A 13,769-nucleotide genomic window follows, 5' to 3' on the forward strand; every position below is an offset into this window, starting at 1 on the left:
GCCTCCCGCTCGTCTTCGGCGACTGCTAGCTTCGAAGCCTCACACCTAACAAATGTTTGGTGGAAAGGCGTTGAGTGCGAAGGTAGCTGATGCGTCCATGGGTGTCTCCACCTCGTCCCCGGAAAAGGGGATTTCCGTCGTCACGGCCGACTTCCCGCCGGTGAACGCGCTGCCGGTGAGCGGCTGGTTCGCCCTGGCCGACGCGGTCCGCGCGGCCGGCCGCGACCCCGGCGTGCGCTGCGTGGTGCTGGCCGCGGAGGGGCGCGGGTTCAACGCAGGCGTGGACATCAAGGAGATACAGGCGCACGGCGACCGGGCGCTGCTCGGCGCCAACCGCGGCTGCGCGGAGGCCTTCGCGGCGGTGTACGAGTGCGAGACACCCGTGATAGCGGCGGTGCACGGGTTCTGTCTGGGCGGCGGAATAGGCCTGGCGGGCAACGCGGACGCGATCGTGGCGAGCGAGGACGCCTCCTTCGGGCTGCCCGAGCTGGACCGGGGCGCCCTGGGCGCGGCGACCCACCTGGCCCGGCTGGTCCCCCGGCACCTGATGCGCGCCCTGTACTACACCTCGCGCACGGCGACCGCGGCCGAGTTGCACGCCCACGGCTCGGTGTGGCGAGTGGTGCCGCGCACGGAACTGCGCACGGCGGCGCTGGAGCTGGCCCGCGAGATCGCCGCCAAGGACGGCAGGCTGCTGCGCCTGGCCAAGGCGGCCATCAACGGCATCGACCCGGTGGACGTGCGCCGCAGCTACCGCTTCGAGCAGGGCTTCACCTTCGAGGCCGCCCTCAGCGGGGTGGCCGACGAGGTCCGGGACAGGTTCGGGAAGGAGGGCGCATAGGTGAGCGACAAGACGATGACCGCCGACGAGGTGGTCTCCCGCCTGCGCAGCGGCATGACCCTCGGCATCGGCGGCTGGGGTTCCCGGCGCAAACCGATGGCCCTGGTCAGGGCGCTGCTCCGGTCCGGGATCGATGACCTCACGGTCGTCTCGTACGGCGGCCCGGAGGTCGGCATGCTGGCCGCGGCCGGCCGGATCCGCAAGCTGGTCACGGCCTTCGTCACCCTCGACTCCGTCCCGCTGGAACCGCACTACCGGGCGGCGCGCGAGCGCGGCGACTTCGAGCTGACGGAGGTGGACGAGGGGATGTTCCTGTGGGGGCTGCACGCGGCGGCGAACCGGCTGCCGTTCCTGCCGGTTCGGGCGGGAGTCGGCTCGGACGTCATGCGGGTCAACCCGGGCCTCAGGACCGTCGCTTCGCCGTACGAGGACGGGGAGACGTTCGTGGCGATGCCCGCCCTGCGCACGGACGCGGCCCTGGTGCACGTCAACCGGGCCGACCGGCTGGGCAACGGGCAGTGTCTGGGCCCCGACCCGTACTTCGACGACCTGTTCTGCGAGGCGGCGGACACGGCCTACGTCTCCTGCGAACGGCTGGTCGACACGGCCGAGTTGACGAAGCAGGCGGCCCCGCAGTCGCTGCTCCTCAAGCGGCTGTCGGTGACCGGTGTGGTGGAGGCCCCGAACGGCGCGCACTTCACGTCCTGCGCGCCGGACTACGGCCGGGACGAGGAGTTCCAGCAGCAGTACACGGCCACGCCGTGGCCGGAGTTCGCGGAGCGGTTCCTCGGCGCGGACGAGGAGGCGTACCGGTCGGCGGTGCGGGCCTGGCGAAGGGAGCGAGAGCAATGAGTGTCACCCGGGGCCCTCTTCCCCCGCCCACCCGCGCCGAGTACTGCGTGATCGCCTGCGCCGACGCCTGGCGCGGTGCCGGGGAGATCCTTGCGAGCCCGATGGGCCTGATCCCCTCGCTGGGCGCCCGGCTGGCCCGGCTCACCTTCGCGCCGGACCTGCTGCTGACCGACGGCGAGGCGCTGCTGGTCCGCCCGGACGGCACGCCCGAGGGCTGGCTGCCCTACCGGCAGCATCTGACCCTGGTCGCGGGAGGGCGGCGGCACGTGATGATGGGAGCGAGCCAGATCGACCGCTACGGCAACCAGAACATCTCCTGCATCGGCGACTGGACGCGGCCCCGGCGGCAGTTGCTCGGAGTGCGCGGGGCACCGCTCAACACGCTGAACAATCCGACGAGTTACTGGATCCCGAGGCACTCCCGGCGGGTGTTCGTGGAGCGGGTCGACATGGTGTGCGGGGTGGGGTACGACCGGGCGGCGGAGTTGGGGAGCACGGCCCGCTTCCACCGCATCCCCCGGGTCGTCTCCGACCTCGGTGTCTTCGACTTCGCCACCCCGGACCGCTCGATGCGGCTGGCCTCGCTGCATCCAGGGGTGGGTGTGGAGCAGGTGCGGGAGGCGACGGGCTTCGCGCTCGCCGTGCCGGACGAGGTGCCGTACACCCGGGAGCCGACCGCAAAGGAGCTGCGGCTGATCCGTGAGGAGCTGGATCCGGGCGGGGCACGCGCGCGTGAGGTGCCCGAGGGGGCGAGGGGGTGATGGAGACCGCGCTGACCCGGCTGGCCGGGGTCCGGCACCCGATCGTGCAGACCGGGATGGGCTGGGTGGCCGGCCCGCGGCTGGTCTCGGCGGCGGCGAACGCGGGCGCCCTGGGCATCCTGGCCTCCGCGACGATGTCCCCCGACCGGCTGCGGGCCGCGATACGGGAGGTCCGGTCGCGCACGGATGCGCCGTTCGGGGTGAACCTGCGGGCCGACGCGGCCGACGCTGCCGACCGGGTGCAGATCATGCTGGACGAGGGCGTCCGGGTGGCCTCCTTCGCGCTGGCCCCCTCCGCCGAACTGATAGCCCGGCTCAAGGAGGCCGGTGTGGTGGTCATCCCGTCCGTCGGGGCGCGGCGGCATGCCGAGAAGGTAGCCGCGTGGGGTGCGGACGCGGTGATCGTGCAGGGCGGCGAGGGCGGCGGGCACACCGGCGAGGTGGCGACGAGCGTGCTGCTGCCGCAGGTGGTGGACGCGGTGCGGATACCGGTCGTCGCGGCGGGCGGCTTCTTCGACGGTCGGGGTCTGGTCTCGGCGCTGGCCTACGGTGCGGCCGGGGTGGCGATGGGCACGCGGTTCCTGCTCACCTCGGACTCGACGGTGCCGGACGCGGTGAAGGCGCGGTATCTGGCGGCTTCGGTCCGGGACGTCACGGTCACCCGGGCGGTGGACGGGCTGCCGCACCGGATGCTGCGCACGGAGCTGGTGGACACGCTGGAGCGGTCCGGGCGGATACCGGCCCTGGTCCACGCGGTGCGGCGGGCTGCGGGGTTCCGGCGGCTGTCGGGGCTCACCTGGCGGCAGCTGGTCCGCGACGGGCTGGCCCTGCGGCACGGCAAGGAGCTGTCCTGGAGTCAGGTGCTGCTGGCGGCGAACACGCCGATGCTGCTGAAGTCGGCGATGGTGGACGGCTGTACGGACCTGGGGGTGATGGCGTCCGGGCAGGTCGCCGGGGTGATCGACGACCTGCCGTCGTGCGCGGAGCTGGTGGAGCGGATCGTGAAGGAGGCGCAGGAGGTGCTGGCGGAACTGGCGGGACTCAGAGGCGTTCGATGATCGTCACGTTCGCCTGGCCGCCGCCCTCGCACATGGTCTGGAGGCCGAACCGGCCGCCGGTGCGCTCCAGTTCGTGCAGCAGGGTCGTCATCAGCCGGACGCCGGTGGCGCCGAGCGGGTGGCCGAGGGCGATGGCACCGCCGTTGACGTTGACCTTCTCCGGGTCGGCGCCGGTCTCCTTCAGCCAGGCGAGCACGACGGGGGCGAAGGCCTCGTTGATCTCCACGAGGTCGATGGCGTCGATGGTCAGCCCGGTCTTCTTCAGGGCGTGCGCGGTGGCCGGGATGGGCGCGGAGAGCATCCGGATGGGGTCCTCGCCGCGCACGGAGAGGTGGTGGACGCGGGCGCGTGGGCGCAGCCCGTGTTCGCGTACCGCCCGCTCGGAGGCGAGCAGCATGGCCGCGGCTCCGTCGGAGACCTGGGAGGAGCAGGCCGCGGTGATGGTACCGCCGTCGAGGACGGGCTTCAGCGCGGCCATCTTCTCCGCGGAGGTGTCCCGGCGCGGGCCCTCGTCGACGGCGACCTCGCCGTAGGCGACGGTCTCGCGCTCGAAGCGGCCCGTGTCGATGGCCCACACCGCCCGCCGGTGCGAGCGCAGGGCGAACTCCTCCTGGTCCTCTCGGGTGATGCCCCACTTGGCGGCGATCATCTCGGCGCCGGCGAACTGGTTGACGGGCTGGTCGCCGTAGCGGGCGCGCCAGCCGGTGCTGCCGAGGAAGGGGCCGTCGGTGAGGCCGAGGGGTTCGGCGGCCTGCCGGGAGGCGAAGGCGATGGGGATCTGGGACATGTTCTGCACCCCGCCCGCGACCACCAGGTCCTGAGTGCCGGAGAGCACGGCCTGCGCGGCGAAGTGCACGGCCTGCTGGGAGGAGCCGCACTGCCGGTCCACGGTCACGCCCGGCACCTCCTCGGGCAGGCCGGCGGCCAGCCAGCAGGTGCGGGCGATGTCCCCGGCCTGCGGCCCGACCGCGTCCAGGCAGCCGAAGACGACGTCCTCCACGGCGGCCGGGTCGATCCCGGACCGCTCCACGAGCGCCTTCAGTACATGCGCGCCCAGGTCGGCCGGATGGGCCCGGGCGAGCCCTCCCCCGCGCCGCCCGACGGGCGTGCGGACCGCTTCGACGATGTAGGCCTCGGCCATGGCGACTCCCTCACAGGAAAGGGGTGTTAACCGTGATGTCATTCGCGTACGGCGATCCCGTCCAGCACCATCGACAGGTACTGGCGGGCGATCTCCTCCGGGCTGTGCTGTCCGCCGGGCCGGTACCAGGACGCGGCGACCCACACCGTGTCCCGGACGAACCGGTAGGTGAGCCGGACGTCCAGGTCGGCGCGGAAGACGCGCTCGGCGACTCCGCGCTCCAGCGTGGACAGCCACGCCTTCTCGAACCGGCGCTGCGAGTCGGCGAGAAAGGCGAAGCGGTCCTGCGCCACGAGCTGCTTGCTCTCCTTCTGGTAGATCGCGACGGCGGCGCGGTGCCGGTCGATCTCCCGGAAGGACTCGGTGACCAGCGCCTCCAGGGTCTGGCGGGGCCCGAGCCCGGAGGCCAGGACGCTGTCGTAGCCGTCCCACAGCTCGTCCAGGAAGGTCCGCAGGATCTCCTCCAGCATCGACTCCTTGGAGTCGAAGTGGTAGTAGAGGCTGCCTGCGAGCATTCCGGCGTGGTCGGCGATGGTGCGGACGGTGGTGGCGTTGTAGCCCTGCTCGGCGAAGACCTCGGCGGCGGTGCCGAGGAGTTCGTGGCGGCGCGCCTGGGCGGCGGCGGCCATGGGCTTCTTCGGAGCGGTCACCTGGGGCTTCTTCTTGGTCGGCACGAACCCATTGTGGTCTGCCCGTCGTCAGGGGTGCTGGCTGCTGACGGCGACGACCTCGCCGGTCATGTACGAGGAGTAGCCGGAGGCCAGGAACACGATCACGTTGGCCACCTCCCAGGGCTCGGCGTACCGCCCGAAGGCCTCGCGCTCGGTCAGCTCCTGGAGCAGTTCGGCGGAGGTGACCTTCGCCAGGTGCGGATGCATGGCGAGGCTGGGCGCCACCGCGTTGACCCGCACCCCGTAGGCGGCCGCCTCGATCGCCGCGCACCGGGTCAGCGCCATCACTCCGGCCTTGGCGGCGGCGTAGTGGGCCTGCCCTGCCTGGGCGCGCCAGCCGGCCACGGAGGCGTTGTTGACGATCACCCCGCCGCCGGTGTCCCGCATGGCGCGCAGGGCCGCGCGGGTGCAGCGGAAGGTGCCGTTCAGCGTGACGTCGAGGACACGGGACCACTGCTCGTCGGTCATGTCGACGAGGTCCGAAGTCCCGCCCAGCCCTGCGTTGTTGACGACGATGTCGAGCTTTCCGTGCTCCCGTGCGGCCGCCTCGAAGAGTGCCCGCACCTGGGCCTCGTCGGTGACGTCGCAGGGCACCGCTGCCACCGCGCCAGGGAACTCCCGGCCCAGCCCGGCCTCGTGCTCCTTCAGGCGGCGCGGGTGCGCGTCGCTGATCAGCACCCGGGCGCCCTCCTCCAGGAAGCGGCGCGCGGTCGCCCCGCCGATCCCCGCGCCGGCCGCCGCGGTGATGACGGCGGTGCGCCCCTTCAGCAGCCCGTGTCCGGGCTCGTACGCCGGACTCTCGACGCCTGTCATAGGGCCACGCTAACCTACCAAACACTTGTTAGGGAAGGACGGTGACGGCGACCGTGGACCTGACCCACGCTCCGGCCGACGAGGAGTTCCGCGCCGAGGCCCGCGCCTGGCTGGCGGCACACGTGCCCCGTACCCCGCTGCCCTCCCTGGAGACCGCGGAGGGCTTCGCGGCGCACCGCGCCTGGGAGGCCGAACTGGCCGCGGACCGCTGGTCGGTGGTGTCCTGGCCCGAGGAGTACGGCGGTCGTGCGGCCGGCCTCTTCAGGTGGCTGGTGTTCGAGGAGGAGTACTGGGCGGCGGGCGCGCCGGGCCGGGTCGGCCAGAACGGCATCAGCCTGCTCGCCCCGACCCTCCTCGACCACGGCACCGAGGAGCAACGGGCGCGCGTGCTGCCGCCGATGGCCTCGGGCGAGGTGGTCTGGGCGCAGGCCTGGTCCGAGCCGGAGGCGGGCTCCGACCTGGCCTCGCTCACCTCCAGGGCCGTACGGACGGACGGCGGCTGGCTGCTGAGCGGGCAGAAGACCTGGTCCTCGCGGGCGGCCTTCGCCGACCGGGCCTTCGGCCTGTTCCGCAGCGACCCCGGCGCTCCCAGGCCGCACCAGGGGCTCACGTACCTCATGTTCGACCTGCGGGTTCCCGGCGTCACCGTCCGCCCGATCGGCCGCCTGGACGGGAAGCCGGCCTTCGCGGAGCTGTTCCTGGACGAGGTGTTCGTGCCGGACGAGGACGTGATCGGTGAGCCCGGCCAGGGCTGGCGGATCGCGATGTCCACGGCGGGCAACGAACGCGGCCTCACCCTGCGCTCCCCCGGCCGCTTCCTCGCCTCCGCCGCCCGGCTGCTGGAGCTGTGGCAGGCGCAGGGCCGCCCGGAGCACGCCCGCGCCCGGGTGGCCGACGCCCTGGCCGGCGCCCGTGCCTACCAGCTGTTCACCTACGCGGCAGCCGCCCGCTTCCTGGACGGCGCCTCGCTCGGCCCGGAGTCCAGCATGAACAAGCTGTTCTGGTCCGAGTACGACCTGGCGCTGCACGAGACGGCGCTCGATCTGCTCGGCGGGGAGGGCGAGTGGGCGGACACGGCCTGGGCGCAGGGGTACGTCTTCTCCCTCGCCGGACCCATCTACGCGGGCACCAACGAGATCCAGCGCGACATCGTCGCCGAGCGCCTGCTCGGCCTGCCGAAGGGACGTCGCTGATGCGCTTCCTCCTCGATGCCGAGCAGCGCGCCTTCGCCGACTCGCTGCACGCGATGCTGACGGCGGCGGACACCCCCACGGTGGTCCGGGACTGGAGCCGCGGCGACCATGCGAGCGGCCGCGCGCTGTGGCGCCGTATCGCTGCGGCGGGGGTGTTCGGTCTCGCGGTGCCCGAGGAGTACGAAGGGCTGGGGCAGCACCCGGTGGAACTGGCCGTCGCCTTCGTGGAGTTGGGCAGGCATGCCGTGCCCGGGCCGCTGGTGGAGACGGTCGCGGCGGCCGTGCTGCTCGGCGAGGACCGGCCGGCCAAGCGGTTCCTGCCCCAGCTCGCGGCGGGCGAGACCCTCGCGACCGTGGCGGCACCCACCGGGTACGCCCTGGACGGCGACGCGGCCACCCTTCATCTCGCCCCGACCGGCGAGGGTCTGCTCCTGTCCCCGGGCCCCGGCCCGGTCCGCCCCTGCCTCGACCCCGCCCGCCGCCTGACCCCGCTGGCCCCCGGCGGCGAGCTCCTCACCCCCGGCCCGCCGCACGCCGACGCCGTCACCTGGGCGCGCCTGGCCACCGCCGCCCAGGCCCTCGGCGTGGGACTCGCCCTGCTCGACCGGACGGTGGCGTACGTCGGGCAGCGCACCCAGTTCGGCGTCCCCATCGGCTCCTTCCAGACGGTCAAGCACCGCCTGGCCGACGCGAAGATCGCCCTGGAGTTCGCCCGGCCCCTGCTCTTCGGGGCGGCGATATCCCTGCACCCCGCGGATGTGGCCGCCGCCAAGCTGACGGCGTGCGAGGCGGCGTACGCGACCGCTCGCACCGCGCTCCAGCTGCACGGGGCGATCGGGTACACGGCGGAGTACGACCTGTCCCTGTGGCTGACCAAGGCTCGCGCCCTGCGCACGGCGTGGGGCACGCCCGGCGAGTGCCGGGACGCGGTCCTCGAAGGCGCCGGCTAGGCCGTCACTATGCCCGCGGCGCGTGCGGCCGCCAGCCACTTCGGGAACTCACCGACGAGACGGTCGTACAACTCGGCGTCGGAGACCCGCCGTGGATCCTGGCCCGCGTGGAAGAAGCCGGCGTTGTCCACGAGCCGCTTGCCGGGCACCGCCAGCTCGTCCAGCTTCCGCAGGAACTCGAACTGTCGGCTGCCCGGGTCGCCGAAGCCGACGAACTGCCAGAACAGCGGGAGCCCCGCCGCCTTGCACAGGTAGCGCTCCGCGGCGAGCTTGTTGATCGGGCCGCCGTCGGTCTGGAAGACGACCAGCGCGGGATCCGCGGCGCCGCTGTCGAGGTAGTGGTCGATGACGGCGTCCATCGCCAGGTGGTAGCTGGTCTTGCCCATGTGCCCGAGCCCGGCGGCGATCCGCTCGATGCGGCCCTCGTGGCCGTCAAGGGCGATGTCGGTGACCGCGTCGATGTCGGTGGAGAAGAACACCACCGGCACCCGGCCGTCGTCGTCCAGGTGCGCCGACAGGCCCAGCACTCGGTCGGCGAGCGCCTGCACGCTGCCGTCCTTGTAGTACGGCTTCATCGAACCCGAGTGGTCGACCACCAGGTACACCGCTGCCCGCAGCCCGTCCAGACCATGCTTGCGCAGGCAGACCCCGGCCGACCGGTACGGCCCGACGAGTGCGGGTGCGGTCTCCTCCACCTTGCGCAGGCTGATCGCGGCCATGGTCCCCCCTTGGTGATCCCCCCTGGCTTTCCAGGAAGCCGAGCCTAAGGGTTCGCCGCCGATCACGAGCGGTGCGGCCGCACAGTGCGGCCGCGGGGGCTCAGTGGGCCCACTTCCGGCGCAGCACCTCCTCGGCCGGTTTGCCGTGCGGGGTGTAGGCCAGGCGTGCCGGTGTCTCTCCGCTGCCCGGCCAGTCGTCCCACATCCACCAGCAGACGCCGGCCCACCAGTTCTGGCCCTCGAAGGAGTCGAGGAGCGCCTGGTAGGCGGCGGCCTGTTCGGCGTTCGCCGGGTGTGTGCTGACGGTCCAGGAGTACGGGGCCGTGGTGGAGCCGCGCTGGCTGACGTAGCCGGCCTCGGTGAACAGGATCCGGCGATGCTGCCGTGCGGAGTACGCGGCGAGTTTCTGCCGGATCGAGGCCCAGGCGCGGTCCAGCAGGGCGGGATCGGTGGTGGGTTTCTCGGCGAGGGGCCAGTAGGCGTCGATGCCGATGAGGTCGAGGGCCTTCCAGAAGTGGATGTGCTGGTACTCGTCGTAGTTGGCGGCGTAGGTCAGCGGGCCCTCGTAGTGGTCGCGGACCGCCTTGATCACCTTCGTCCAGGCGGTGGTGTCGCCGGAGACCCCGGCGAGTTCGGTGCCGACCGCGAACTGTTCGGCTCCGGTGCCGGCGGCGATGTCCGCGTAGTGGGTGATGAAGCGGCGGTAGGCGGCGAACCAGGCGGCCCGGTCGCGGGGGCGGATCTCGGCGCGGTCCAGGTCGCCGGGGAGGTCCACGTGCGGTTTGATCATCACCTTGAGGCCGGCCGCGTGCGCGCGCCCGACGATCCTGCGCAGGCTCGCGTCGCTCGCGGTCTCCTCGGTGGTGTGCATGCCCGTGTCGGTGACGCGCTTCTGGTACCAGGTCGGGGTGAAGGTGACCCAGCGTGCCCCGGTGGCCCGGATGCCGCGCAGATAGCGGGGTGCGGCCGGGCTGTCGTAGTCGGTGCGGTTCCACGAGGGCAGGGTGATGCCGCGCATGGTCGAGGTCCCCGGTCCGGGACGGGAGGCGTGCGTGGCGCCGTGGCCGGACCCCTGGCCCGGGCCGGTGGACACGCATCCGCCGACGGCGACGAGGACCGCCGCCACGAAGGCGACGGTCCTCCTCTTCACAGCGGGCGCCGTCACAGCGCCGCCGGGCTGACGAAGGTGTAGCCGAGTGCCCTGATGCCGTCGATCGTGTCCTTCAACGGCTGCACCGGGTAGTAGGGGTGGTAGAAGAAGCTCGCCACTCCATCCCGTACGGCCAGGTTGGCCCTGGCCGAGGCGATGAGGTCGGCGGGCAGGCGCGCCGGGTGGTTGTTGTACGCCTCCGGCTCGTAGTTGCCGATGTCCTCGGGCAGCACCTTGGTGCCGTACACGTCGTTCACCACGTACGGGAAGAACTGGCCGATGAACCGGTTCGGGTCGGACGAGGCCCCGCTCAGCGTCCCGGCGAAGTAGAGCGAACGCTCCAGGCGCGCCGAGAAGTTGGAGCCGAAGACCCTGTAGTCGGCCGCGGAGCCCGCGTAGTGCGGGGTGGTCCACAGCGTGGGCCTCGGCAGACCGGCCGCGGCGAACGCGGCGAGTGCGGCGGTGACCCTGCTCTGTGCCCAGACGCTGGAGTCCTCGGCCGGCGGGCCGTCGTAGACGACGTTGTTCGCGGCGTCGATGTGCGCCCGGTAGAACTCGAAGTCGTCACCGGTCACGCCGTTGTAGGGGTTGTCGACGTTGCTGTACTGGTGCGTGTAGCCGTGGTCCATCAGGACCGCGCCATGACTCAGCATGTACTTCAGCGCGCTGACCACCTGCGGCCGCTGCGCGAGCGTGATCGTCTGCGGGACGCCGTTGTTGTAGGTGCCCTTGGGGTCCGTGTAGACGGGGATCACGTTGATGCCGTAGGGGATCTGCTGCGAGTAGAGGTAGTCGGCCATCGTCCGCAGCTCGGTGGGGTTCGAGTCGGGGCTGATGTCCTCCAGGCGCACCATCGCCCGGTGCCGCTCGGCGGTGGCCGGGGCGAGGGCGTCGAAGAGCAGGTCCTCGAAGGCGATGACGCGGTCGCTCTCGGAGACGTAGGCGAAGGGGATCTCGCCGATGTAGGTGAGGTTGGCCGAGCGGACCGCCCAGCCGAAGGTGTGCCCGTTGGAGCTGTCCAGGCCCATCGCAACCGTGGTGACCTGCGGATACCCGGTGCCCGTCAGGATGTTGGGGCGCAGCACTCCGCCGTCCTGGCCGGCGGGGATGGTACGGGTCAGCGTCTGGCCGCGGTACGTCACCTGTGTGACGTTGCCGACCGAGCCGCCGTCCTCGTAGTACGACGTCGTGGGGTCCCAGCCGTACTTCTGCGTGAACTGGGTGACCCCCACCGAGTTGGCCATGCCCCAGATGTTGGCGCCCATCCAGATCACCGGGTGCGAGGTGGCGGAGGCGTCCTGGTAGAAGGCGGCGGGAATGGCGTCCGGGAGGGTGCCGCCGTAGTACGTGGAGCCGAGGTAGACGGTGGCGGTGTACTGCTCGACCATCCCGGCGGTGTAGTCCTGGACCGGCTTGGCCGTCACCGTGCCGAAGTGGCCGGCGAGGTTGGCGGTGGCCATCGCGTACAGCTCGCCCAGCTGTCCGTAGGGGCCGGTCGTGTCGTAGAGCACGAGGGCGCTCGTGCCGGCGGGGGCGGCGGCGTCCGCCCGGACGAGCGGGGCCGCCTTCCGGGTCACCGCGCTCGCGGTGCGCGCCGGGACCGCGGCCGCGGTCCGGGTCGCGTTCTGGTGCGGCCGGGCACGGCGGGCCTTGTCGGCCTTGAGCTGGGCCTTCGCCCAGCCCTTGAGGTTGACGCGGTTGAGTCCGGACGTGGTGCCGCGGGATTCGCCGGGGCGATGGTTCCCCCCGGCCGCCTGGGCGCCCGCGGCCAGGAATGTGCCGCTGAGCAGCGCTGCGACGAGCAGCAGAACGATGGAGATCCTGGAGGTTCCCCGCCTCCGGGACGAGATCAAAGGTCTCACGATCTTCCCCCCACTTTGCCAATCAATGGCAAAGGCTTTTGCTGGCAAGAAGCCACCGATTCTTCTGGCGACCGAGAAGGGTGTCAATGGCCACTGGGTGAATTCCCGTGGCCCATCAGACACCATCGGAAGATCCGACATGCCCTTTTTCTGGTTTCGCCTCTGATGCGCCCCGGCGCCTGCTACGTTCATCTTCGCGCGTTGGGGACGCGCATCGAAATGTGGGGGGACAATGTACGGACGACCCGCCCTGGGCACACTGCTGCCCCTTGCCGGGGCGATGGCCGCACCGGAAGCGATACCGGGCTTACCTTTGGCCAAAGCACTACAGGCGACGGCCGGAGCCGGATTCCTGTTCTATTGCCTGACCGCCTGCCTGATCCTGCTGGTCCGGATACGTCTGCGCCGACAGACACAGCGGCAGGCGCATGCCGGGGGCACTCGTGATAACTGAGCTGCTTCTGTGGTCGAGCATCACGTTGATCGTGATGGCCGGCTGTTACAACACCAGCCTTTTCCTTCTCTCACGGCGCAGAATTCGCCGCTCCCGGATCGACCGGAGAGAGCGCTTCTACGTATTTCTGCTCGCCTGTCTGAACGAAGAGAAAGTACTGTCCGAAAGCCTGGCGCGCATCACTTCCCTGCCCGCCGGGAATTTCATGGCACTGGTCATCGACGACGGCTCCGACGACCGCACCAGCGAGATCGCGCTGGCCGCGGATCCGGACCTGGTCCGGCTGCACCGGCGTACCCCGCCGAACGCACGCCGGGGCAAGGGCGCCGCGCTCAACGACGGGGTACGGCATCTCAGGGAGTCCGGCCTGCTGGACGGCCATGACCCGGCGGACGTCGTGCTGTGCGTGGTCGACGCCGACGGACGGCTCGACCCGCACGTCGTGCAGTCCGTCGACCCCTACTTCGACGACCCTGGCACGGGCGCGGTTCAGGTCTGCGTCCGTATGTACAACCGTGGGCAGGGGCTGCTGGCCCGCATGCAGGACATGGAGTTCGTCGTCTACGGCGACGTGTTCCAGAGTGCGCGCCGCTTCATCGGCAGCGTGGGCATGGGCGGCAACGGGCAGTTCATGCGGCTGTCGGCGCTCAACACGCTGGAGGGTGCCGGCCCGTGGAGCGACAGCCTCACCGAGGACCTCGACCTCGGCGTGCGGCTGATCGCCAAGGGCTGGACCAACATGCACTGCACCACCGCCGCGGTCTCCCAGCAGGCCGTGCTCAGCCTGCGGCGCCTGATCCGGCAGCGATCCCGCTGGTTCCAGGGGCACCTGCAGTCCGCCGGTCTCGTCCCGCTCATCCTGCGGGAGGTGCCGACCCGGCCGGCGCTGGACATGCTCTACCACCTGTCCAGCCCCGTCCTGATCCTGCTCACCTCGCTGCTGCCGATCTCCTTCCTGGTCGCCCTGGGCGCCACCGTCGTGGCCTCCCTCCAGGTGGGACATCCGCTCGTCTCGCCCATGTGGCTGCTCGGCCCGTATCTGCTGTCGTTCACGACCGCCTACGCGTACGGCTTCGTGTACGCCAAGCGGGAGCGCGAACTCGGGCTGGTGCGCTGTGTGCTCCTCGCCCATGTCTTCGTCTTCTACGGCTACATCTGGTTCTTCGCCGGCTGGTGGGGGTTCTGGCGGATGCTCACCGGCAAGCAGACCTGGCTGAAAACCGCGCGCACCTGAGGACGCCCGTCCTCCCTCTCTCGCGGCTTTCCCGCCGCGCATCTCTCCTCTCATCTCTCATCTCCGCACC

Annotated in this window: 13 protein-coding genes; 7 read left to right on the forward strand and 6 right to left on the reverse strand. The window is 71.4% G+C overall.

Annotated elements, in window-relative coordinates:
* The first annotated feature begins 97 nt into the window (after positions 1-97).
* The 4 genes from AQI88_RS05060 to AQI88_RS05075 are packed head-to-tail and all read left to right on the forward strand — an operon-like array spanning position 98 to position 3,512.
* Positions 98-841 carry an enoyl-CoA hydratase family protein gene (locus AQI88_RS05060; RefSeq protein ID WP_066992500.1) on the forward strand — a complete coding sequence of 248 codons (744 nt, stop codon included), beginning with the start codon at positions 98-100 and terminating at the stop codon, positions 839-841.
* Positions 842-1,693 (forward strand): CoA transferase subunit A, encoded by an 852-nt coding sequence (locus AQI88_RS05065; protein WP_066992503.1) that lies wholly within the window; start codon positions 842-844, stop codon positions 1,691-1,693.
* Complete coding sequence (locus AQI88_RS05070; protein ID WP_066992505.1) at positions 1,690-2,454, forward strand: CoA-transferase subunit beta; 765 nt, start codon at positions 1,690-1,692, stop codon at positions 2,452-2,454. Before AQI88_RS05065 ends, AQI88_RS05070 begins: the two co-directional genes overlap by 4 nt.
* Positions 2,454-3,512 carry an NAD(P)H-dependent flavin oxidoreductase gene (locus tag AQI88_RS05075; RefSeq protein ID WP_066992508.1) on the forward strand — a complete coding sequence of 353 codons (1,059 nt, stop codon included), beginning with the start codon at positions 2,454-2,456 and terminating at the stop codon, positions 3,510-3,512. The genes AQI88_RS05070 and AQI88_RS05075 overlap by 1 nt, the downstream gene beginning before the upstream one ends.
* Here the strand turns inward: AQI88_RS05075 and AQI88_RS05080 are convergent.
* From AQI88_RS05080 to AQI88_RS05090, 3 genes are read right to left on the reverse strand one after another with little or no spacing between them, the layout of a single operon-like run.
* Positions 3,496-4,653: an acetyl-CoA C-acetyltransferase gene (locus AQI88_RS05080; RefSeq protein WP_066992510.1), complete on the reverse strand. Its 1,158-nt coding sequence runs from the start codon at positions 4,651-4,653 to the stop codon at positions 3,496-3,498. The genes AQI88_RS05075 and AQI88_RS05080 overlap by 17 nt on opposite strands.
* Positions 4,654-4,691: 38 nt before the next feature.
* A complete protein-coding gene (locus tag AQI88_RS05085; protein WP_066992512.1) occupies positions 4,692-5,327 on the reverse strand; it encodes a TetR/AcrR family transcriptional regulator in 636 nt (211 codons plus the stop codon).
* Between the two features lie 24 nt (positions 5,328-5,351).
* Positions 5,352-6,137, reverse strand: a complete 786-nt coding sequence (locus tag AQI88_RS05090) for an SDR family oxidoreductase (protein WP_066992515.1) — start codon at positions 6,135-6,137, stop codon at positions 5,352-5,354.
* A gap of 53 nt (positions 6,138-6,190) precedes the next feature.
* Here AQI88_RS05090 and AQI88_RS05095 point away from each other — a divergent pair, with 53 nt between their 5' ends.
* Both AQI88_RS05095 and AQI88_RS05100 read left to right on the forward strand, forming a co-directional pair.
* On the forward strand, positions 6,191-7,330 hold the full coding sequence (locus AQI88_RS05095) for an acyl-CoA dehydrogenase family protein (protein WP_066993682.1): 1,140 nt from the start codon (positions 6,191-6,193) through the stop codon (positions 7,328-7,330).
* Positions 7,330-8,280 carry an acyl-CoA dehydrogenase family protein gene (locus tag AQI88_RS05100; RefSeq protein WP_066992518.1) on the forward strand — a complete coding sequence of 317 codons (951 nt, stop codon included), beginning with the start codon at positions 7,330-7,332 and terminating at the stop codon, positions 8,278-8,280. The genes AQI88_RS05095 and AQI88_RS05100 overlap by 1 nt, the downstream gene beginning before the upstream one ends.
* Here AQI88_RS05100 and AQI88_RS05105 read toward each other — a convergent pair.
* The 3 genes from AQI88_RS05105 to AQI88_RS05115 form a co-directional block, all read right to left on the reverse strand.
* Positions 8,277-8,999, reverse strand: a complete 723-nt coding sequence (locus AQI88_RS05105; RefSeq protein ID WP_066992521.1) for a vWA domain-containing protein — start codon at positions 8,997-8,999, stop codon at positions 8,277-8,279. The two genes, AQI88_RS05100 and AQI88_RS05105, sit on opposite strands and share 4 nt — an antisense overlap.
* A gap of 100 nt (positions 9,000-9,099) precedes the next feature.
* The gene (locus AQI88_RS05110) at positions 9,100-10,149 is read right to left on the reverse strand and encodes a glycoside hydrolase family 113 (RefSeq protein ID WP_244184042.1); all 1,050 of its coding nucleotides are present in this window, start codon (positions 10,147-10,149) and stop codon (positions 9,100-9,102) included.
* An 11-nt stretch (positions 10,150-10,160) separates the two neighbouring features.
* Positions 10,161-12,011: a DUF2334 domain-containing protein gene (locus tag AQI88_RS05115; protein WP_244184043.1), complete on the reverse strand. Its 1,851-nt coding sequence runs from the start codon at positions 12,009-12,011 to the stop codon at positions 10,161-10,163.
* 488 nt (positions 12,012-12,499) lie between these two features.
* On the opposite strand from AQI88_RS05115, the gene AQI88_RS05120 reads away from it, so the two are divergent.
* Positions 12,500-13,699, forward strand: a complete 1,200-nt coding sequence (locus AQI88_RS05120) for a glycosyltransferase family 2 protein (protein ID WP_244184044.1) — start codon at positions 12,500-12,502, stop codon at positions 13,697-13,699.
* Positions 13,700-13,769 lie beyond the last annotated feature (70 nt).

It is taken from the genome of Streptomyces cellostaticus, from assembly GCF_001513965.1.
In the GTDB taxonomy this organism is placed as follows: domain Bacteria; phylum Actinomycetota; class Actinomycetes; order Streptomycetales; family Streptomycetaceae; genus Streptomyces; species Streptomyces cellostaticus.